This window comes from Curtobacterium oceanosedimentum, assembly GCF_040545555.1.
GTDB lineage: Bacteria > Actinomycetota > Actinomycetes > Actinomycetales > Microbacteriaceae > Curtobacterium.
This window is the reverse complement of sequence record NZ_JBEPMD010000002.1, coordinates 64,454-82,917: the sequence shown is the minus strand read 5'-3', so window position 1 is coordinate 82,917 and position 18,464 is coordinate 64,454. Positions and strand designations below refer to the sequence as shown.

The 18,464-nt window shown below is 67.9% G+C and carries 24 protein-coding genes and 2 tRNA genes; 3 read left to right on the top strand and 23 right to left on the bottom strand.

The annotated features are described in order from the left end of the window. Positions 1–6: 6 nt before the first annotated feature. Positions 7–327, bottom strand: coding sequence for a hypothetical protein (locus ABIC52_RS02265; RefSeq protein WP_126890886.1), 321 nt, complete (start codon positions 325–327; stop codon positions 7–9). Between the two features lie 200 nt (positions 328–527). Next, a tRNA-Thr gene (locus ABIC52_RS02260) sits at positions 528–598 on the bottom strand. 217 nt (positions 599–815) lie between these two features. Here ABIC52_RS02260 and ABIC52_RS02255 point away from each other — a divergent pair. The 3 genes from ABIC52_RS02255 to ABIC52_RS02245 all read left to right on the top strand — a co-directional run bounded on the left by ABIC52_RS02255 (position 816) and on the right by ABIC52_RS02245 (position 2,188). Continuing rightward, positions 816–1,688 carry a tyrosine-type recombinase/integrase gene (locus ABIC52_RS02255; RefSeq protein ID WP_354026539.1) on the top strand — a complete coding sequence of 291 codons (873 nt, stop codon included), beginning with the start codon at positions 816–818 and terminating at the stop codon, positions 1,686–1,688. Between the two features lie 18 nt (positions 1,689–1,706). Further along, positions 1,707–1,782 (top strand) — tRNA-Lys (locus ABIC52_RS02250). Positions 1,783–1,810: 28 nt separating this feature from the next. Continuing rightward, positions 1,811–2,188: a hypothetical protein gene (locus tag ABIC52_RS02245; protein WP_354026538.1), complete on the top strand. Its 378-nt coding sequence runs from the start codon at positions 1,811–1,813 to the stop codon at positions 2,186–2,188. A 92-nt stretch (positions 2,189–2,280) separates the two neighbouring features. Here ABIC52_RS02245 and ABIC52_RS02240 read toward each other — a convergent pair whose 3' ends face one another. From ABIC52_RS02240 to ABIC52_RS02140, 21 genes are all read right to left on the bottom strand, one after another. Further along, positions 2,281–2,724 (bottom strand): hypothetical protein, encoded by a 444-nt coding sequence (locus tag ABIC52_RS02240; protein ID WP_354026537.1) that lies wholly within the window; start codon positions 2,722–2,724, stop codon positions 2,281–2,283. Beyond that, positions 2,721–3,140, bottom strand: a complete 420-nt coding sequence (locus ABIC52_RS02235; RefSeq protein ID WP_354026536.1) for a helix-turn-helix domain-containing protein — start codon at positions 3,138–3,140, stop codon at positions 2,721–2,723. Before ABIC52_RS02235 ends, ABIC52_RS02240 begins: the two co-directional genes overlap by 4 nt. Positions 3,141–3,637: 497 nt before the next feature. Further along, positions 3,638–3,934: a hypothetical protein gene (locus ABIC52_RS02230; protein ID WP_354026535.1), complete on the bottom strand. Its 297-nt coding sequence runs from the start codon at positions 3,932–3,934 to the stop codon at positions 3,638–3,640. A gap of 2 nt (positions 3,935–3,936) precedes the next feature. Next, on the bottom strand, positions 3,937–4,218 hold the full coding sequence (locus ABIC52_RS02225) for a DUF3263 domain-containing protein (protein ID WP_354026534.1): 282 nt from the start codon (positions 4,216–4,218) through the stop codon (positions 3,937–3,939). Then, positions 4,215–4,907 (bottom strand): collagen-like triple helix repeat-containing protein, encoded by a 693-nt coding sequence (locus tag ABIC52_RS02220; RefSeq protein WP_354026533.1) that lies wholly within the window; start codon positions 4,905–4,907, stop codon positions 4,215–4,217. The genes ABIC52_RS02225 and ABIC52_RS02220 overlap by 4 nt, the downstream gene beginning before the upstream one ends. 15 nt (positions 4,908–4,922) lie before the next feature. Next, positions 4,923–5,288 (bottom strand): hypothetical protein, encoded by a 366-nt coding sequence (locus tag ABIC52_RS02215; RefSeq protein WP_354026532.1) that lies wholly within the window; start codon positions 5,286–5,288, stop codon positions 4,923–4,925. 41 nt (positions 5,289–5,329) lie between these two features. After that, positions 5,330–5,836, bottom strand: coding sequence for a hypothetical protein (locus ABIC52_RS02210; protein ID WP_354026531.1), 507 nt, complete (start codon positions 5,834–5,836; stop codon positions 5,330–5,332). A 6-nt stretch (positions 5,837–5,842) separates the two neighbouring features. Then, entirely contained in the window at positions 5,843–6,832 is a 990-nt protein-coding gene (locus ABIC52_RS02205) for a glycoside hydrolase family 25 protein (RefSeq protein ID WP_354026530.1), read from the bottom strand. Next, positions 6,829–7,788, bottom strand: coding sequence for a hypothetical protein (locus ABIC52_RS02200; RefSeq protein WP_354026529.1), 960 nt, complete (start codon positions 7,786–7,788; stop codon positions 6,829–6,831). Before ABIC52_RS02200 ends, ABIC52_RS02205 begins: the two co-directional genes overlap by 4 nt. A gap of 14 nt (positions 7,789–7,802) precedes the next feature. Continuing rightward, entirely contained in the window at positions 7,803–8,903 is a 1,101-nt protein-coding gene (locus ABIC52_RS02195; protein ID WP_354026528.1) for a hypothetical protein, read from the bottom strand. A 13-nt stretch (positions 8,904–8,916) separates the two neighbouring features. Continuing rightward, positions 8,917–9,957 carry a hypothetical protein gene (locus ABIC52_RS02190; protein ID WP_354026527.1) on the bottom strand — a complete coding sequence of 347 codons (1,041 nt, stop codon included), beginning with the start codon at positions 9,955–9,957 and terminating at the stop codon, positions 8,917–8,919. A 3-nt stretch (positions 9,958–9,960) separates the two neighbouring features. Next, entirely contained in the window at positions 9,961–10,695 is a 735-nt protein-coding gene (locus ABIC52_RS02185) for a hypothetical protein (protein WP_354026526.1), read from the bottom strand. Between the two features lie 137 nt (positions 10,696–10,832). Next, positions 10,833–12,737, bottom strand: coding sequence for a phage tail tape measure protein (locus ABIC52_RS02180; RefSeq protein WP_354026525.1), 1,905 nt, complete (start codon positions 12,735–12,737; stop codon positions 10,833–10,835). Between the two features lie 150 nt (positions 12,738–12,887). Beyond that, the gene (locus tag ABIC52_RS02175) at positions 12,888–13,307 is read right to left on the bottom strand and encodes a hypothetical protein (protein ID WP_354026524.1); all 420 of its coding nucleotides are present in this window, start codon (positions 13,305–13,307) and stop codon (positions 12,888–12,890) included. Next, positions 13,304–13,855, bottom strand: a complete 552-nt coding sequence (locus tag ABIC52_RS02170; RefSeq protein WP_354026523.1) for a hypothetical protein — start codon at positions 13,853–13,855, stop codon at positions 13,304–13,306. The genes ABIC52_RS02175 and ABIC52_RS02170 overlap by 4 nt, the downstream gene beginning before the upstream one ends. Continuing rightward, the gene (locus ABIC52_RS02165) at positions 13,855–14,880 is read right to left on the bottom strand and encodes a phage tail tube protein (RefSeq protein ID WP_354026522.1); all 1,026 of its coding nucleotides are present in this window, start codon (positions 14,878–14,880) and stop codon (positions 13,855–13,857) included. Before ABIC52_RS02165 ends, ABIC52_RS02170 begins: the two co-directional genes overlap by 1 nt. Continuing rightward, the gene (locus ABIC52_RS02160; RefSeq protein ID WP_354026521.1) at positions 14,877–15,158 is read right to left on the bottom strand and encodes a hypothetical protein; all 282 of its coding nucleotides are present in this window, start codon (positions 15,156–15,158) and stop codon (positions 14,877–14,879) included. Before ABIC52_RS02160 ends, ABIC52_RS02165 begins: the two co-directional genes overlap by 4 nt. After that, positions 15,155–15,646: a hypothetical protein gene (locus ABIC52_RS02155; RefSeq protein WP_354026520.1), complete on the bottom strand. Its 492-nt coding sequence runs from the start codon at positions 15,644–15,646 to the stop codon at positions 15,155–15,157. Before ABIC52_RS02155 ends, ABIC52_RS02160 begins: the two co-directional genes overlap by 4 nt. After that, complete coding sequence (locus tag ABIC52_RS02150) at positions 15,643–16,464, bottom strand: hypothetical protein (protein WP_354026519.1); 822 nt, start codon at positions 16,462–16,464, stop codon at positions 15,643–15,645. The genes ABIC52_RS02155 and ABIC52_RS02150 overlap by 4 nt, the downstream gene beginning before the upstream one ends. A 74-nt stretch (positions 16,465–16,538) precedes the next feature. Then, positions 16,539–16,862, bottom strand: coding sequence for a hypothetical protein (locus ABIC52_RS02145; protein WP_354026518.1), 324 nt, complete (start codon positions 16,860–16,862; stop codon positions 16,539–16,541). Positions 16,863–16,936: 74 nt separating this feature from the next. Further along, positions 16,937–18,373, bottom strand: coding sequence for a phage major capsid protein (locus tag ABIC52_RS02140; protein WP_354026517.1), 1,437 nt, complete (start codon positions 18,371–18,373; stop codon positions 16,937–16,939). Positions 18,374–18,464: the final 91 nt, after the last annotated feature.

Sequence of the window (18,464 nt, the reverse complement as noted above, 5' to 3'; positions counted from 1 at the left end):
TGTGCGTCAGGCGCGGCGCATGCGCAGCGCCTCGACCGCGAGCGACTCGGTGCCGTAGCGGCCGATCTCCTGTGCCCAGGCCGGGTCGTCGCCGCGCAGGGCCGTGTACTCGCTGCCCTGCCGGCACACGTACCCGAGGACGGCGGTGGCGGTGGCGACCTCGACGAAGTCGGTGCGGATGTGCCGGGTCGTGACCTGCGCGTTGCGGCGCAGGGTGTCGAGGAGGAGCTGGTTGCTCATGGTGGTGTTCGTCGCTGCTGCGAGCTCGACGATGCGGCGCGCGTCACCGGTGGTGCTGGTCTGCGTGGCGTCGATGGGCTCGGTCACGGTGTACCCCGTTCGTTCTCTGGTGCTGCGGTGGTTCCGGACCCGCTGATCGGATCCGGGAACGACACTATCGGCGCTGCGCCTGCAAACCGCTGAACGAGGTCTGAACTGTGCACAGGACGCACCATGAACATGCTGAGTCCGGGTTGTACCCCGACAGATGCCTGAACAAGGCTCGGTGACGTCGGAGGTGGAGGAGGTGGGCCCCGTGGGGCTCGAACCCACGACCCTCGGATTACACGTCCGTCGGTTCGGACGTCGTCGTCGACCTGTTCACTCGCGAGCGGGTGCTCAAGCCCGCGGCGAGCGCCCTGGTCTGAGCCCGTGCGGGGCGTCGCACGGCTCGCCGGAGGACACGCGAGCCGAGGAGTGAGGATCGCCACAGCGGTCGTTTCGTGCGTGAACTATCGTAGTGAAGCAACAGACAGATCGGTATACCCACATTTGGGACCGTGTCGCGCGCCCGCATACCGATCAGGATGTGCCGCATGACCGCTACTCCCTGGGTGGTCGCTCTGCAGGCGTACGCGTCCCACCAGCGCGCACAGAACCTCGCACCGCGCACCATCAGTACCCGACACCAGATGCTCAGCGCCCTCGCCCGCGACACACGTAAGACCCCGAAGCAGATCACGACCACCGACCTCCTCGCACGCATGGGGCGCGGCATTGCCGCCTCGTCGATGCAACGCGAGCGATCCGACCTGCGCGCGTTCTTCGCGTGGGCGAAGCAGCAGGGCATTGTCCGCCGGGACCCGGCGAAGCACCTGCCGAAAGTCGTCGTCCCGCGCTCCCGTCCGCGTCCGTTCACGATGCAGCAGGTCGCGCGCATCCTCGAGGGCGGCGCGTACCGGCGCACCCGCGTGATGATCTTCCTCGCGCTCTACCAGGGCCTGCGGGCGCACGAGATTGCGAAGTTCGCCGGCACGGACGTCGACCTGTTCTCCCACACGTTGACCGTGACTGGGAAGGGTGGCAAGACGGCGGCGCTGCCACTGCACCCGAGCGTCGCCGCGATCGCGCGCACGATGCCGTCGGGCTACTGGTTCCCCGCGCGCGGCGGGAACGGCGCCGGGCACATCCACTACCGATCGGTGTCGGACCTGATGACGAAAGCCATCCGCCGCGTCGGGATCATCGATCCGCACCTGACCGGGCACTCGTTCCGGCACACCTACGGCACGGAGCTCGTCGCCAGCGGCGTCGACATCCGCGTCGTGCAGGAGCTCATGCGGCACGAGTCGCTGCAGTCCACGCAGATTTACACGCTCGTCTCGGACCAGCTCAAGCGCGACGGCCTCGCGGCGATGCCCGTAGTCGCACTGCCGGTGCACTCAGGACGATCCCGGCCAGCGGCATGAGGCGGTAGCGTGGTGCTCGCGCCTATAGCTCAGTCGGTAGAGCAACGTCCTTTTAAGTCGTGGGTCCTGGGTTCGAGCCCCAGTGGGCGCACCACACACCTCGTCGCAGATCGGAGCTGATCATGGGGAACACCAGCAAGCCCACGGGTTTCCTCGCGGCGCTACGCGCGAAGCCGAAGCGATCGCCCGCCATTGACAAGGTGCGTGAGACTCTCGACCCCGACGAGACGCTCGTCGACTACCTGTTCGCGGAACGCACGGTGTTCGGCCCTGACGCGATCGGCACGCTTGCCGTGACAGAGCGGCGGGTGCTTTTTCGCGGGGTCGCCAGCATGCACGTCGAGGCCGTCACGGTTCCGCTCGACGCGATCGTCTCCGTCACGACACGGTCGTCCGGCACGAAGCACCTCGTCCAGATCGACACGGCCGGCGACCGGTTCACGTTCCGCACGCCATGGGGACGGTTCCTCGAGGATTTCGCCGCGCACCTGCAACGCTAGAGGCGGCGGTAAACGACCATGCACGCCCCCACAACCCGCGTGCGGGTCGTGGGGGCGTGCATTCTCGTACCGCTAGGCGTGCCGGCGGGGTCTTACTCCTTTGCCTTGTGATCCTCTATCGGGGAATTCTCATCATCGTCCAGGTCCTCGACGAATGAAATCTCGGCGTCAGGGCTCTTGAATGGAATTTCCGGCATTTTATTGGCGACCGTGGCAACGATCGGCATGAATGCTCCGCGCGCCACGTCGTACGCTGACTCGAGCGCATCAGATTCTGCGACAAGGGCTAGAAACTCCGCGTCGTCCCAATTGCGGTCTTCGCCGATCCAGCGTATTTGTACGCCGATAGTTACCTCAGCCCGTAGTTCGGAGGATGCCGCATGGAGCGTCGCGATGAGGACCCGGCTTGCTTTGCCCTCGTCGTCGCGTGAGAACGTCCCATACCACTGGATGTGTTCTTCAACGTCGAAGGGGCCACTGTCCGCGCGAACGCTTAGTACGCGCGGGCCGATCATCGCGAATTCCCCGTTAGTCACGAGGCGCGCTCCGTGCGGTGGAGGTGGTACAGATTAGACTTCAAGCTAACTGGGACGCTATCGGGGTCAGCGCGTCGAGCCGAAGCCGCTGCGAACTTTTTCTTCCAGTCAGCGTAAGGATCAATACTGTGCTGCTTCTCGATCGGTGAACTCGCGATAACCAGTCGATGACCTAAGGCAAACATCGTTGCAGCCAGCTTGCGGACAGTGATGTTCCGCTCACCCCGCAGGCGCTCCGTTATTTCGCCCTTACTGACACTTAACGCCTTGGCGAGTTCAGTTCTCGTCATTCCGCTCTGCTCGAGTAGTTCAGCGAGCGCCTCGCTGGCGTCGACCATGGCGGCCTCTTCGGCGTAGGTGGCCGCGAAATCTGGATCATACTTCGGGAATACAGACATCGGATTGCCTTTCGCCATCCAGCCAGTTATAGAACTTGGTCCAAGTGTTTTTGATTTCCGTCTCGACTTTTTTGGGCTTGGGTCCGCCATGTGTGGCGATCCATTTCGTCCCGTTAGTCGGGGTGCCTAGCTTCATAATATATAGGCGTGTCGCCGACGGAGAGTGATTCTTCAGTTCGTGCATCTCGTTGCCCAATGAATCTGAGTCCAGAGGGCGCATGTGTTCAGGGTTCTTGACGGGCAAGCCGTCTCTCAGGCGCTCGAGATAGCGCTTGTACCTAGCTTGGACCTGCTTCGGCTGCTTCTGAATGAAGGCTTCAGCCTCGCATGACCCGTCGGTCTGCTCGATCCCGAGGATCGCGTCGGACCCTTCGAGGAGGCGCTTGCCCCTAGGTTCTGCCATAACCTAACACCCATGGTTCATGCTAGCAACGAGAGTGGGTCCCTCGTTCAGCGAACGCTAACACAAGCATCACTCACGCTCGGGCCTGCAGTTGGGCGCATCGATGACCTGGTCACCGGTCGGCCGCGACGGCCTCATGGATCGCGTCGAGCTTGACAAGCGCCTGCGCGTGCTGGTCAGCGAGGGCGTCGTGCCGCTGCTGCTGCAGGTTCTGCCCGACCATGATGATCGGCAGCAGCACGAGCTGCAGGAACGTCTGCGCGACCCACCCGACGATGACGATCGCGTCGCCGGACAGCAGCGCCGCCGGCAGGGAGACGAGCGCGAGCGCGGCGAACAGGTAGGCGGTCCACATCGTGCCGACGAGGTCGGTGATGCGGCCGGCGAGCCAGTCGTTGAAGCGATGCACGGTCAGCTCCTCGAGGTGGTGCGTCGGGCGGGGTTGGGGTAGGTGGCATGCATCGTCGCGCGCAGCCCCGCGCTGCGCCGTGCGGCCATCGCACGAGGCAGGGCCGGCCACAGCTCGAGCGCGTCCCGGTCGCGGCTGAGACGCTCAAGCACCTGATAGAACCGGGCCGGAGCCATGTCGAGCTCGCGCCGGATCGCGGCGGACTTCGCCGGACGGTGCAGCGGCCCGTGCAGCTCGACCTCGCGCTGCTCGAACGCCAGGACGTCGTGCTCGAGGTCGTTCACTTCGACGCCCCGCTCGTCGACGTCGCCGTGCACGTGCCGGCGACATCGGAGGTGGTGGCGTCGGTGTAGGTGAACCGGAATGCCGTCGAGCCGTCGCTTTCGAGCACGCAGGCGACGGAGACGACGCCACGGCCGGGAGAGCCCGCCGCGCCGGCCGGACCTGCCGGCCCCTGCGCCCCCGGCGCGCCGTCCTGCCCGTCCGTGCCGTTCGCGCCGGCCTGCCCAGTGCTGCCCGTCGCGCCGGCCGAGCCCGTCGGGCCGGCCTGACCGACACACGTGCCCGCGTTGCTGGTGGAGCCGTCCGAGTAGACGAGTTGCCACCCGGACGCCGTGCACGACGTGGACACAATGCCGCGGCCGTCCTGCCCGTTCCGGCCGGCCACGCCAGCGGCACCGGACGGCCCGGGAATGGCGGACGGTGCGATCGTGGTCGGGGTGACACCATGCTGCTGCAGCAGCTTGTAGGCGCGTTCGTACTCGGCGACCACGGTCGCGTACTGATCTTCCAACCGGGACCGCTGCCGGTCGGCGGCGTCCGCGGCCGACTGGTCGGCGTTGATCCGAGCGTGTTGCGCGTCGATTCGCTGCTGCTCGACGACGTGAAGTGTGACGTCAGCCACGATCAGGGCGGTGCCGAGCAGCACCGCCGTGATCGTGAACCACTGCCGTCGCTTGATGAGGATTCGCATGATCTTCTCTGTCCGCTACCGGAGGTGCGCGACGTTCTGCACGATGAGCACGATGATCGACACCACACCGCCGCCGACGACCGTGACCAGGGCGATCTGGATGCCCTGACGCAGCGACAGATGCCGCTTCTCCTGCGCCTCACGTGCGTCGTTCGCGGCGTCGATCGTCGTCTTGAGCTCGCCGCGCACCGCGGCGAGCTCAGCGGCGCGCGCCTGGCGTTCCTGCGCGATTTCGCGTCCCTGATCGGCGAACTTCCCGTCGATCCGCTGGCGCTCGCTCGCGAACGTGTCGCTCGTGACGAGGTGATCCATCCGGGAGCCGAGAGCGCGGAGGTCCTCGCGCAGGATGTTAAACAGCGACGGTGGTATCTCGTCTGCCATGGGTGGACCTTCCGCGGTCATCGGTGTGCTTGGGTGGTCGGTTAGTTGCTGCTCTTGCGGGGCAGGTTCGTCGTGAGGTGGATACCGAGCCACGTCGCGGCGAGTCCGACCACGCCGAGCGCGACCTGACACCAGTGCGTGTACGGGCTCGACGCCGGCAGCACGTACGCGGTGGCGAGGATGCCGGCGTCGGTGACTGCGGCGAGCGCGGTACCGACGTGCGCTTTGGTGTTCTTGGTCCACGTCAGCACGATGCGGGTGGTGCCGTCTGCGGCGGTGGTGATCTGCGGCGGCGCGGACGACGTCGCGGTGCGCAGGTCCACCTCGCCGAGGCCGGGCAGGCTGACGAGGTCCTGCTCGGGGTCGACGTCGACCGGCGCGGCGGCGGCGTGCTTGGCGGTGGTGGACGGCGCGGCGGCGGTGGCCGTGGCCGGCGTTGCCGAGGTAGCCGTGCTGGGGGCGGTGACGCCGGCGAACAGCGCTTCGGCGCGTGCCTGCACGGTCGCGGGTGCCGTGGTGGACGAGGTTGCTGCGGTGGTGTCGCTCATGGTGGATCAGCCCTTCGAGGAGAGGTGGTTGGCGAGGTCGGCGACGATGGCGTCGGGGAGCGTGCTGGTGATGCCGTGCACGACGAGCGGGGCGACGGCAGCGGCGATGGCCGCGATCTGCTCGCTCGTGACCGGCAGCGGAGCCGGTGCGGTGAGGCTGGCGAGGTTCGACAGCCCGGTGATGTCGACGCCGAACGCATCGAGGTCGCCGACGATGTCGACGCCGTGCGCGGCGCAGGCGGCGGCGTTGCCGCCGGCCTGCTCGAGCTGCCAGAGGACGTCGGCGAGCTCGGCGGGGCTGGCGATGGCCTTGCGCAGCATCTTGTCGACTGAGAGCCAGATGGTGTCGTTGTCGGAGCTCTTGACGAGCGAGTAGTCGGTCATGGGTACCTCCGGGACGGGTGCGGGAGTTGCGGTGGGGACGGGTGTGCCCTCGTGGGAGAGGTCGACGAGGGTCGGGATGCCGGGCATCGTTCCGGACGAGGTGAACTGCCACGCGGCCCACGTCGACCAGTGCGCGACGTTCGGCTCGGAGGCCGAATACTGCGCGACCCACAGCGGGCACCCGAACGCGACGAGCGGCGACCAGTCGGCGGCGCGCGTGACCGAACTCGACATGTAGAGCAGCGGCTTGACCCCGGTCCGGGCGTAGACCCGGGCTGCGAATGCCAGCGCGGCGGCGGGCGACCACCCGACGGTGCCGGTGGACTCGATGTCGAGCACGAGCCAGTCGCCGGGGGTGTAGGCGACGAGGTTGTCGATGAAGTAGTCCGCGTCGGCGGTGGGGTCGCCGGGACCGTTGAACCAGTAGTGGCCGAGCGGCAGGCCGGCGGCGCGCGCGGCAGCAGCGTTGTGGGCGTACTGCGAATCCGTGTAGCGGCCGGCGTTCGAGCCGCCGGCCTTGTGGATCGAGCGGGTGACGCCTGCAGCGCGAGCAGCAGCGAACGTGCCGACGCTGATGGGTCCCTGCCACTTGGACGTGTCGAGGATCGTCACGAGGTGACCTCCGGGTTCTCGAGCGCGGCGACGCGCGCGGTGAGGGCGGTGAGCTGCCTGTTGAGGTACTGCGCCGCGGCGAGCGCGACGACGCCGAACAGCTCGTAGTGCAGGCTGATCGGGATGGGGTTGCCGTCGGCGGTGAGGGTGAGCTCGTCGCCGACGACGACGGTGACGGGGTTGCCGTCGTCGTCGAGCACGGGGTTGCCGTCGTCGTCGAGCAGCGGCGCGCGGACGTCGTCGCGCTGGTAGACGACGAGCTCCCAGATGCCGGCGGCGTGCACGGCCTCGGCGGTGAGGCCGAGCTCTGTGTGCACGTGGTAGCTCGGGCCGACGTAGTCCGGGCTGGTCGGGTCGTCTCGCTTGGCGACCTCGGCGATGTAGTTGTAGTGCACGATCGCGAGGTCGAGCGCAGCCTGCGCCCGGGCCGGGCTGCTGAGCAGTGAGTCGACGATGTTCGTCTTCGTCGCGGCCGACGAGGATGCGGTGCCCATGACGCCGTTGTTCTGCGTCCACGTCGCCGTGCGGGTGCCGGTGATGGCGGTGCTGTAGACCGAGGTGGAGTTGAGTCCGCCGTTGAACGTTCCCGTCGCGCCGGCAACAGCTCCGGAGGTGCTCACAGGTGTCGTGACGGTGCCGGAGACGAGCTTCGACGCGTCGATGCCGGGGACGTCGGCGGGTTGGATGCCGCCGACAGATGCCCCGCTGACCCGGCCGGTCGCGGTGACGGCCCCGGTGACGGAGAGCGGCCCGGCGATGCCGCCGTTGAGCGTCGCCGTGCCCTCGACACCGAGCCCGCCCTGCAGGTCGGTCGGGCCGACGGAGACGAGCCCGCCGCTGCCGACGGTGAGTTTCGACGGCTGCTGTGACGATGCGGTCCGGATGTTGTTGATCGCCTTCCACAGGGCGGCGATTTCGGCTGTCAGTCCGCCGTCGGGATTGTCGATCTGCGGCATCGGGTCTCCTCGGGCTACTGGACTGCGACGGTGACGGTGGTGGTGTTGTCGCCGCTGAACGCGACCATGCGCATCGTGTAGGCCCCGTCGGGTATCCACAGGTGGTTGCGGACGCGGACGATCGCGATGTCGCCGAGCAGGTAGGTGCCGAGCTGCGGCGGGAGCGCGCCGTTGACCTTGAGGCCCCACTGCTCGGTGGGGGTGGCGAACGTCGCGAGCTGCCCCTGCGCGAACGCGTCGAGGTTGGGCTGCAGGGTGATCGACTTGTCGTCCTCTTCGCCCTCGAGCAGCGGCCATCCGAGCGCGGTGAGCGATGGCGAGGAGTGCTGCAGCGACATGCCCGTTGAGACGTCCGAGCCGGAGCCGAGCGCCCACATGTCGGTGACCATCTGCGATGCGTCGTCGGTGGACGACAGGTCGACGACGGAGGACCTGGGCACGCCGTAGTTGAACCGGACGGCGTTGGGCGAGTAGAGCTGCGGTTGCTCGTCGGTGCCGACCCGCATGACCCACTGCAGTTGCTGACGGGTCGCGTCCACCCACTGCGGCATGAAGTCGATGTCCGGGCCGTTGATGACGCCGGTGAGGTCGGTGAGGACGGAGTCGACGTCCTTGAGCTCGTAGCCCTTGTAGCTGCGCTGGTGCGTCGCGTTCGTGTCCGCCTCGAGCGTCGGGTAGACGATCGGGAGCGCGCCGCCTGGCTTCGCTGTGGCGACCTGCACCGCCTGCACGGCGATCGATCCGAGCGACTCGTTCGTGTAGCTGAGCACCTGCGAGGCGAACGGTGCCGTCCACGAGGTGAGCTTGCGTTTCTTGAGGATCGCTTTGCGGATGTCGGTGCCGGTGATCGTGACCGAGGTGCCCTTCTGTGGACGCGCCAGGATCGGGCAGGCGACGACCGGGACACCGTTCCAGTCAGCGACGAGCGTCATGCGCTGCGGGGTGGTGAGGTTGCGGATGTTGTCGCGGGTCGCGGTCGTGAGCGCTCCGGCGTTGATCTGTACCGACATCGCATCGCTGCCGCCGAGCCCGCGCGCCCAGGACTTGAGCTCGCCGTCGAGGACGCCGATGCGCTTCCCGGTAACGGTCTCGCACGCGAAGATCGTCCACGTCATCGGCGTCCCCCTGTCATCGGAGCTTGGTGATCGTCCACGTGCCGGTGACGTTGGTCGTCTGACCGTTGTTCTTGTAGACCAGGCCGCGCAGCGAGCGCGGCGAACCGGAGACGGCGAATCCGCTCATGGTGACGCCACCCTGGTCCTCGCCGACCGCGATGTTCGTCCGCTTGAGCGGAGTGTTCGGTGCGTCCGCCCACGCGAACGTGACGTAGGACCGTCCGGTCGCTCCTGCGCCGAGTGCGACTTCCCAGTCCGCGGAGTAGATGCCGGGTGCGAGCTTGATGTCCGACCCGCTGATGGTCGCGAAGTCGTCACCGACCTCGCTGACCGGCACTTCCGTGACGGACCCGGCAGAGACCTGCGAACCATCGACGAGACCGCCGATCAGCGTCGTGAAGTACGCCAGCCGCGGGCCTTGGAACCGCCACGCCGTGCCGGTCCAGTAGTAGGGGCCGACGAGCAGCGGGTTCGGGTCCGCCGTGACAACCGCCTGCTGGAACGGCTGGGAGGTGGTGATGAGGCTGAGCTGCTGGAACGTCGGAGCCTGCAGCGTCGGCAGCAGCAGTGTGCTGCTGGTCGCCGGGGTGATCGTGCACGCGGCAGCATTGGTGGCGTTGGTCGGGACGGTGATCGTGGCGAACAGCTGGTAGCCGGCGTCGGGCGTCGGGGCCGTGGGGCTACCCCCGGCCGCTCCGGCCTTGAGTACCACCTGCATGCGCGAGTCGGGATCGTTGTTGCCGTAGTCGTTCTGCTTGACCTGGATGATGTCCTTGCGCGAGCCGGTCGACGGGCCTTGCGCGGGCGTGATCGTGACCGCATCCGACGGCGACAGGAACACCGCCGCGCTGTCGGTCGGGTCAGGGATGCCCCACACGGTTTGCCCGACGGTGAACGCCATCGAGCTCGACGACTGCGCGATCCCACCGCCGCTCAAGACCTGGAACGCGGTGCCGTACAGCGCGCCGAGCACGCGCCGCCCATCAAGCGGCGACGATCCGACGGGCGGCGTGCCCGGGACAGGGGCGGTGAACAGTCCGGTACGTGCGGCCATGGCCTACCTCTGCATGTCTGCGATAGTGACGAGCGCCGTGCCCGCCTGAGCGTTGAACACGACGTTGCTGGTGCCGAGAACGCTGGTGAAGTCGTCCGCGGTGAGCTGCGTTGTGCGATCGACGTTGCCGGGCAGCAGCGTCGCGGTGCCGGTCGAGTAGTCGACGGCGATTTGCATCCCAGGTGGGACGTCGGTGCCGTACGTGACCGCGTGGCCGTCTAGGGCGAGCGTGAAACCGCCCGGGCATGGTCCGGTCACGGTGACGACCGGCCATGCAGCGGTGTTGCCGGCGTTGCTGATCTGCGCCGCGTTGCTGCCGGCGCTCGTCATCCCGAAGTCGAGCGCACCCGGCAGGGACGCGACGCCGACTGCTGTGGCGAACAGCGGGAACGCGAGACCGGCGAGCTGCGAGGCAGACGACTGCAGCAGCGTCTGCCGGGGCACCGACTGCCAGACGGCATCCGGGCACCGCCACTGCACGGAGGCGGTTGAGAGCTGCCCCCAGCTCAGATCGATCGGCACGACGCGCTTGTTCGGCTTCGCTCCGATGCCGAGCGGAGCCATGCCGGGCAGCTTGAACCACAGCGGCGCGGCAGCGGCGTAGACACCGAACGTGTTGACGAACGTCTGCGCGGCGGCAGCGAACGAGACCGGATCGAGCGCCGAAATTTCGACGTCCATCGCGGGTGTGACCGGGTCCTGAAAGTCAGGACCCGACCACACCCCGTCGGCGAACACCCGTGCGACGTCCATCGTCCGGATGGGACCCAGGTCGAGCAGGTCCCACACGGGTGGGAGCCCGTAGTTGGTGCCCGGTCCGAGGAGTAGGCCGTTGAACTCGACTTGGTAGTCGGAGAGGGAGTGCACCGGTCCGGTCAGATACCCCATCGGTTCCTCCATCCGAGCTCCGTGTCGAGTTGCTGCGGCGATGCGGTCGGCATGTTGATCGCGCCGACGTAGATGCCGCCCGCTCGGGTTGCGGCCTGCTGGGTGACGGCGGCGGCGTTCCTGCCGGACACGGCCTTCGTCAGCCCCATCCCGTCGACATCCGGAGTGGCGACGAGGCCGGTCATGGCGGTGCGGGCGACGCCGTGCATCGCGGCGATGCCGTTGGCGAATCCCTGTCCGACGTTCTGGCCGATCTCGTGGAACACGGTCGACGGGGAGTGGATACCGAGCAGGCTTTTCGCCCAACTCGTGATCCCGCCGACGACGTTGCTGATCTGGTCCTTGAGCCAGCCAGCCGCGCCACCGATGCCGTTGATCAGGCCCTGAATGACGTTCTCGCCGGCCCGCTCAAGCCAGGACGTCGCGCCCGCGAAGAATCCGCCGATTCGGGACCCGATGCCGCCGAACCAGCCGGAGACGGCTCCCCAGCCGGCAGCGGCACCGTTGAGCAGTCCGCTGAGAATCCACGATCCGACGCCGACCAGCCAGGACAGAGCGCCATCGAAAAACGCGACGATCCGGCCGGGGATGGCGGCGAAGAATCCGACGATTGCAGACCAGACCGCGACGATCCCGGCCTGAATCTGGGACATGTGGCTGATGATGATGCCGAGCAGGGTCCAGTGCAGGAACACGTCAACGATCACGGCGATGACCTGCTGGAAGAACGCGACGACGCCGTTCCACACGGTCATCGCGACCGCGACGATCTGATTCCAGACGCCGGTCAGGAATCCGAGGATCGTCGTCCACAGTCCCTGCAGCCACGGACCGATGACGTTCCAGTTCGCCACGATCAGCGCGACGGCGGCGATGAGCGCCATGACGCCGAGGATGATCAACGTGATCGGGTTCGCGTCCATCACGAGGTCGAGCGCGGCCTGCGCGACCGCCCAGAGTTTCGTCAGCCCCGTGAGCTTCATGATCGCGGCGCCGACGCTGCCGAGCTCCTCGACCATGGCCGCGAACTTGGCGACGCCGAGCATGGCACCGAGCGCAGCGACGACGATGCCGATGTTCCGCGCCCAGACGAGCATGGTGGGGCCGTTGCGCTGCACCCACTCGAACATCGACTCGATCGCGGGCACGACGTTGCTCGACAGGAAGTTCGCGACGCGGATGAGGGTCGGGTAGAGCGCCGTGCCGAGTTTCATCTGCACGCCCTCGACGGCGGTCTGCAGGGTCTTCTGCGCCTGCTGGAACTTCCAGGTCGCGTCCATCGTCTTGCCGTCGATGGTGACGCCGAGGCGCTTGGCTTCCTCCTCGAGGTCGGCGATGCCGTCCTTGCCCTGCATGAGCAGCGGCAGCAGGTCCTTCCCGCCGCGGCCGAACAGTTGCATCGCGAGCGCGGTCCGCTGCGTCGAGTCGGTCATGCCGTGGAACTTCTCGGCGATGTCGGGCAGCAGGTCCGTGAACGAGCGGGCGCTGCCGTCGGCGTTCTTGGTCTCGATGCCGAGGCCGGTGAGCGCGGTCTTGCCGGAGATGATGCCCTTCGACATGATGCCGGCGGCGGCGGAGACCGACTGCAGCGAGACACCCATGTGCTCCGCGGCGTCGTCGAGGGCGGAGACCTGCTCTGGGGTGCCACCGAGCACCCGCTGCATGCTGCGGGTCTCGCTGGCGACGTCGGAGAGCTTCTCGATCGACTCTTTCGCGAAGTCGACGACCTTGTCGGCGGCTTCCTTGAGCTCGAGCCCGCCGAACACCGCCGCGACACGCTCGCCGAGCGAGTGCATCCGTTCGCCGAACGACTCGGCGTTGGAGGCGACCTTGTTCATCGTGGACGAGGCGGACTTGTCGTTGCCGACGATGTTGACGGCGATGTTAGCCACGGCGCGTCTCCCTCACGTACGTCTCCGCGTTCGTGCGGAGGAAGATCCAGTCGCGGTAGGTGACCTGCCAGATGTTGAGCAGGGTGTAGCCGGGCCACACATGGCTGATGACCGCCATGTGCTCGTAGACGTCGGCCTCGATGTCCTCGATCAGCTCGCCGGAGCGTCGTCCGGAGCGGCGGCGAGCGACGTAGGGTCCGCCTGCTCCTCGTTGGTGGCTGCGGGCTCGTCAGCGCTGCCGAAGTCGGCGAGGCTGACGCCCTCGTTCGCGGCGTCAATGGTTAGGTAGAGGCCGGCCTCGTCGCGGTCGCCGGCCTTCGTGCGGAGCAGCCACACGATCGCGCGGAACGAGTTGAGGGTTTCCTCGTCGTCGAGCGCGCCGAGCACGGCGAGCGTCTGTTCCTGCTTGCTGAGGGTCTTGTCGACGTCGCCGAACGACTGCAGCTTGGTCGTGATGGTCTTGAGGCCCAGGCCGGTGCGCTGCTTGAGAAAGAGCAGGTGGTTGAGCTCGGCCCCTGCGAGCCCTTCGTCGAGGTCGTAGGACTGCCCGTTGATGACGATCGCGGTCATTGCAGAATCTCCAAAGCTTGGTTGAGAGCGGCCTCGATGAGCGAGGTCACTGCGGACTCGTGGGACCGGACGACTTGCGCGCGGAAGTAGCGCATGCCGCGTTGGTCGACCCACCGATGCGGCCGGCCGGCTTCCTCGCGTCGCTTCCGGATCGAGGTGGTCGCGGCTTGTCGTACGCTCCGGTTCCCCCAGACGGGATGACGAAACTCGGCGCGGTTCATGGCCTTGACGAGCGCGCGTTTCAGCTCGGGCAGCGCGCGCCCTGTCGAGACGATCTGCACGCCCTGCTTCTTCGCGCCGGCCGAGGTGTACATGCGCACGGCGAGCGACTTGGCGAGCTGCTCCCGCATGCCGGTCGACCGTCCGCCGTTGCTCGGGTAGCTGCGGATGTCTGCGGCGACGTCGGCGGCGACGAGCTTGCCGGCCTCGCGGACCTGCCGACGGATGCCCGTCGACAGGGCCGGAGAGAACGCCTTGAGGTCGGCGAGGATGCGGGTGATCTGCTGCGGGTTGGTCGCGAGCTGTATGCCCTCGTCCTCGTCGGCCATCAGTAGGTGGCGACCGTGTTCCGGAGGACGACGTAAAGCGGCGACAGCCCGTCGACGAGGTCCTGCAGGATGGTGAAGTTGATCGACTGGGTGACGATCGAGCCGGCCTTGATCTTGGGCGCTTCGCCCTCGAGGACGATGACCGGGATGTAGAGCTGCAGCTCGCGGGCGATGCCGTCGCTCGTGTTCGAGCCCTTGAAGTCGAGCACGACGCCGATGCGGTCCTGGTTGGTGTAGTGCTGCCAGAAAACCTGATCGGAGAACTCAGCGGTGATGGTGCCGGTGAGCTTCGCGAGTAGGGCTGCAGCGGGCCGCTGCCGGGTGCCGCCGCCGCCGAGCGTGAACCCGCCGTCGTCGAGCGCGTTGTCGAGCTTGAGCGTGACGTCTGTGACGGTGCCGACGGGCGTGCCGCCGGTCGCGGTCGTCGTCGCCGTGGGGGCGGTCACGGTGCCGCCGACGGTGATCGACCCGCCGACGAACGAGAACTCCTCGTTCACGGCCGGGTAGACCGGCGTCGCTGCGGCAACGCTGGTGAGCAGGTCCTTGCCGACCCACGTCATCTTGGCCGTCGGGATGGCGGCGTTCTTGCAGTCGAGCTCGAGCTGCGACGCCTGCATGCCGACGAACGTGAGCGGCACCTGTGGTCCGCCGCCGAGCGTCGGGATGCCCTTCTGCACGGTGAACGAGGGCAGGTAGTCGGCGGACGGGGTGAACAGGTGTTGGTACGTCGCGGTCCCACCGGGCAGCAGCGTGTGCACGGCACCGCCGAGGAACGCGGCGAACACCGCGCCGAGCTCGGATGGCGTGGCCTCGACGGTCAGGTCACCGCCGACAGAGCGTTTGGTGACGACGCGCTGCGTGTTGAGGGTCGTGCGACGACCCGGCCGCATGCCCTGCGCGTCGGTCACGGCGAGCGTCAGGTCGAGCGTCTCTTCCGTGAACGTCAGGAACGACGTCGGGGTGACGGCAGTGCCGTAGGTGGTCTCCTTGCCGAGACCGACGTAGGCGTCGAGCTGGGTGGTCATGCGGGCTGCTCCGATCCGGGCTCAGGGGTGGTGTTCTCGGGGCCGGCTTCGCCCTGCTCCTCGCCGACGGGCTGGCCGTCCGGCTGCAGGTCAGGCTGCTGCGGGCTCGCCGGCTGCTCGCCGTCGCCGGTGGCAGCGGTGAAGTGACCGCCGTCGATGAGGGACTGCGCGAGTGCGTCGTCGGCGACGTCGACCTCGGCACCAGCGGGGACGATGCGGCGAAGCGCCGGCACGTCGAGGTCGCCGTAGCCGGAGACGTTCTTGATGCGGACTGTCATTGCGTGATCCTTGCTTTCGCGGTGAATGTGGCGATGGCGATGGCTTCGCGGCCGGCTGCGAGCTCGTTGGTGGGCATCGAGTCCTGCGTCAGCGCGGTGAGAAAGCACTGCCGGACGGCACCGCCGAGCGTGGTCGGGTCGGTGCCGTCGCCGCGGACGTAGTGCACGGCCTGCTCAAGCTGCGAGACGAGCTCGAACACGCGGGCCTCGATGATCGGTTCGACCTCGTCGCCGCCTCCGGACCACACGCTGAACGTGACCTCGAGCTGCAGCGTCTCCTCGCGGCCGCGGTTGCTCGCGCTGAGCGTCGCTTCCTCCTGGCCGGCGTTGATGTTGCCGATCGAGACGATTTCGCTCGGCGTGACGGTTGTCGGTAGTCCCATGCAGACGTAGGTCGGGGCTGCGAACGTCTGTTGTGCGAGCCGGTAGACGCCGTTCTTGAGCTCCCACGCGACCGTGTGCAGCGACATGCCGTTCCCGGCTGTCATGCGAACCCCGGCAGCGAATCAGCGGTCGAGAGCAGCTCGTAGACACGGTTCGGGATGCCGAAGCCGGACGGCACGGATACGTCCGCGCTGACGCCGGAGCTCATCGATGACCGACCGCCCTGTCTGCCGATCTGCCAGAGAAACCGGAACTCCTCGCGGCAGGCGAGTCGGACGTTGGCCGGCGGGTTGCCGGTGCCGGCGATGTATGTGACACGGACGTTCTGCTGTCCGGGCCAGAACGGACGGTTCCACCATTCGGTGCCGGCGCGGAGGATGCCTGCACCCTCGTCGAGCAGGAAGTCGGTGATCGGCACACCGTTCTCGGAGACGGCGAGCAGCGTGGTGGGGCGAGCACCGAGTGCGACGGAGAGCGCCCCGCCGTCGAACGTCTCCTCGATCGTGCGCGGCACGACGGGACCGACGATGCCCTCGATCACGCTGGTCGCGGCGGCGGCGTAGACGAGCATGTCGGCGTCGGTGTCCGCGTCCTGGTTGAGCATCGTGGTCGGCAGGCTGAGCGTGAGATAGCACTCTTCGATCGACAGCAGTGAGCCGACGACGGGCGCGGAGACGGCGAGTGTGTCGGTCTCGAGCACGTTGCCGGCCTGGTCCGTCCACGCGACGTTGTAGACGCCGGACAGCAGCGGCGTGAACCATGCCGTCCACACGTTCGGCTGCGCGGAGGCCGAGGACGCGCTGATGACGACGGTCTGGGTACTGGGGGCGGGCAGCGTGATCGTCACGGTGACCCGGGTCGCGGCCTCCGGCGCGAGCGTGAGCTGCTGCAGCTCGTACTGCGTTGCGGTGAGTGCGGACATGCTGCTGCTCCTCGTCGGCTGGTGGTCGAGAACCGGCCGGGTCGTCCCCCTGGTGGAACGACCCGGCCGGCGGCTTACGCGGCGGGGGTGCTGCTCTGCTCGCCGTCGGCGGCGTGCGCGCCACCGTTGAGGCGGTGGCGGGCGAACTCGTGCAGCGCCCGGTCATGCGCTTCCTCGGCGAGCTTCTTGACGTCGTCCCACGTCTTGACGCCGTCCGCGACGAGCTGGTCGTAGTTGTCCTTGACCCAGTCGTCGAGCCGGGCGATGAGCTCGTGGTTGATCGGCTCGGCGGTGGTCTCCTCGGGGTGCAGCGCCGCCGCGTTGGTCGGCGGGTTCGAGGTGGCTGCGGCCTTGGGATCGATGGGGGTGTCGGTGCTGGTGTTCTGGCTGGTCGCCATGGTGTGCTCCTCGGTGAGAGAGGGAACGAGTGGGGTGCCGGGCCGCGCTGTTGCACGGCCCGGCGGGGGACCGACTAGAACGTCGGCGCGATGAGGCCGTTGCCGGCTGCGGCGTTGCCGCCGACGACGGCGACGGCGGACGGGTAGCGCGCAGCGGTGAACGCGGCGTAGCCGTAGGCGACGAGCGTGATGGTGAGCTGGTTGCCGAGGGTCTGCTCGAACTGCAGGTTCGTCGGGTTGCCGTCGTTCGCCTCCCAGAGCAGCAGGTCCTGCGAACGGGCGACGATGACGACGTCCTCCGGGCCGGTGCCGACGCTGACGGGGATGTTCGCGTCGGTGATGACGGGGAGGCCGAGCAGCGTTCCGGCCGGCGTGACCGCGGTCGGGTTGTTGACGCCGTCGTAGCTGCCGAACGCGTTCATCGCACCCGGGTTCGGGACGACGAGCGGCCGGTTGGCACCGTCGACCTGCGCGGTCAGCCATGCCCAGCGGCGCGGGTGCATGTAGATGACGTTCGGCGCGGCGAACCGGGTCGTCTGCACGGTGTTGATCGCGCCCGCGATCTTCGACATGAACGTCGCCGGGGAGACGGCCGCGGTGAACGCGAGCGCCTGCCCGATACCGGCAGTGTTGAGGATGCCGAGCGCGTGGCCGGACGAGCCGGTGCCGCCGATGACCTCAGCGTCGACCGACACCGCGTAGGCGGCGGCGAGGTCGGTGAACACGAGCTGGTCGATGCCCTGCGCGCCGCGCTCGAGCGCCTGACGCGACAGCGGCTGCTGCCCGGCGATGGTGATCACCGGGATCGTCAGGTTCTGCCAGACCTCGTCCTGCTCGGCGACGGTCGTGTTCTCGCTAGCCTGCACGGCAGCAGCGGTGCCGGTGGTGCCCTTGGGGATCACGAGCTGCATGCCGTCGTCGGGCAGGTCGAGGTGCTGCACGCTGTTCGCTACCGGACGGCCGGCGCGGGCGACCGCCGCGGCCTCGTCGATCAGGTACTGCGGCGGGATGAGGCCGGCGAACGAGGACGTCGCCGCCGCCCGCTGGGACTGCACCTGCTGCTCGTAGCGGGCCATGCGCTCCTGAGCGCCCAGCACGTGCACCTGCGCGCCGGTCGCCTTGAGCGAGTACAGGTCGCGGAAGAACGACTCGCCGCGCGCGGCCGAGTCCGGGTTGTAGACCTCCGAGCGCTCTTCGGTGCGGACGGCGGGGGTGTGGTCCTGCCGCTGCTCGCCGCGCTGCTGCGCCTCGCGCTCGAGCTGCTCTTCCATGGCGACCTCCCGCTCGTAGCGGGCCTCCTGCGCGCGGAGGTCGACGAGGTCGGCGTCGATGCCGTCGACCTTGAGCTCGGCGGCACGGACCTGCGCGCTCTCCTCCTCGGTCGGGTTGCGGCCGTCGCCGGAGCGGAGCTCCGTGGCGATCGCGAGGATCGCGTCGGCCTGGGTCTTGCGCTCGGTGAGCTTCGCGCTGATGCTGGCGCGGAGCTGCGTGAGCAGTTCCTTGTAGGTCACGGTGGTGCCTTTCGTGTGAACGGGTGGTGGGTCGGTTCACACCAGGCGTCGTGTGCCAGGCCCCGGCTTGCCGGGACGCGACCGCGTCACG

Coding starts and splice junctions, on each gene's coding strand:
- ABIC52_RS02145 (WP_354026518.1), bottom strand. CDS start 16,862: ATGGCGACCAGCCAGAACACCAGCACCGACACCCCCATCGATCCCAAG.
- ABIC52_RS02155 (WP_354026520.1), bottom strand. CDS start 15,646: ATGACAGCCGGGAACGGCATGTCGCTGCACACGGTCGCGTGGGAGCTC.
- ABIC52_RS02175 (WP_354026524.1), bottom strand. CDS start 13,307: ATGACCGCGATCGTCATCAACGGGCAGTCCTACGACCTCGACGAAGGG.
- ABIC52_RS02190 (WP_354026527.1), bottom strand. CDS start 9,957: ATGGCCGCACGTACCGGACTGTTCACCGCCCCTGTCCCGGGCACGCCG.
- ABIC52_RS02235 (WP_354026536.1), bottom strand. CDS start 3,140: ATGGCGAAAGGCAATCCGATGTCTGTATTCCCGAAGTATGATCCAGAT.
- ABIC52_RS02165 (WP_354026522.1), bottom strand. CDS start 14,880: ATGACCACCCAGCTCGACGCCTACGTCGGTCTCGGCAAGGAGACCACC.
- ABIC52_RS02255 (WP_354026539.1), top strand. CDS start 816: ATGACCGCTACTCCCTGGGTGGTCGCTCTGCAGGCGTACGCGTCCCAC.
- ABIC52_RS02170 (WP_354026523.1), bottom strand. CDS start 13,855: ATGGCCGACGAGGACGAGGGCATACAGCTCGCGACCAACCCGCAGCAG.
- ABIC52_RS02215 (WP_354026532.1), bottom strand. CDS start 5,288: ATGGCAGACGAGATACCACCGTCGCTGTTTAACATCCTGCGCGAGGAC.
- ABIC52_RS02160 (WP_354026521.1), bottom strand. CDS start 15,158: ATGACAGTCCGCATCAAGAACGTCTCCGGCTACGGCGACCTCGACGTG.
- ABIC52_RS02245 (WP_354026538.1), top strand. CDS start 1,811: ATGGGGAACACCAGCAAGCCCACGGGTTTCCTCGCGGCGCTACGCGCG.
- ABIC52_RS02150 (WP_354026519.1), bottom strand. CDS start 16,464: ATGTCCGCACTCACCGCAACGCAGTACGAGCTGCAGCAGCTCACGCTC.
- ABIC52_RS02220 (WP_354026533.1), bottom strand. CDS start 4,907: ATGCGAATCCTCATCAAGCGACGGCAGTGGTTCACGATCACGGCGGTG.
- ABIC52_RS02200 (WP_354026529.1), bottom strand. CDS start 7,788: ATGCCGCAGATCGACAATCCCGACGGCGGACTGACAGCCGAAATCGCC.
- ABIC52_RS02210 (WP_354026531.1), bottom strand. CDS start 5,836: ATGAGCGACACCACCGCAGCAACCTCGTCCACCACGGCACCCGCGACC.
- ABIC52_RS02195 (WP_354026528.1), bottom strand. CDS start 8,903: ATGACGTGGACGATCTTCGCGTGCGAGACCGTTACCGGGAAGCGCATC.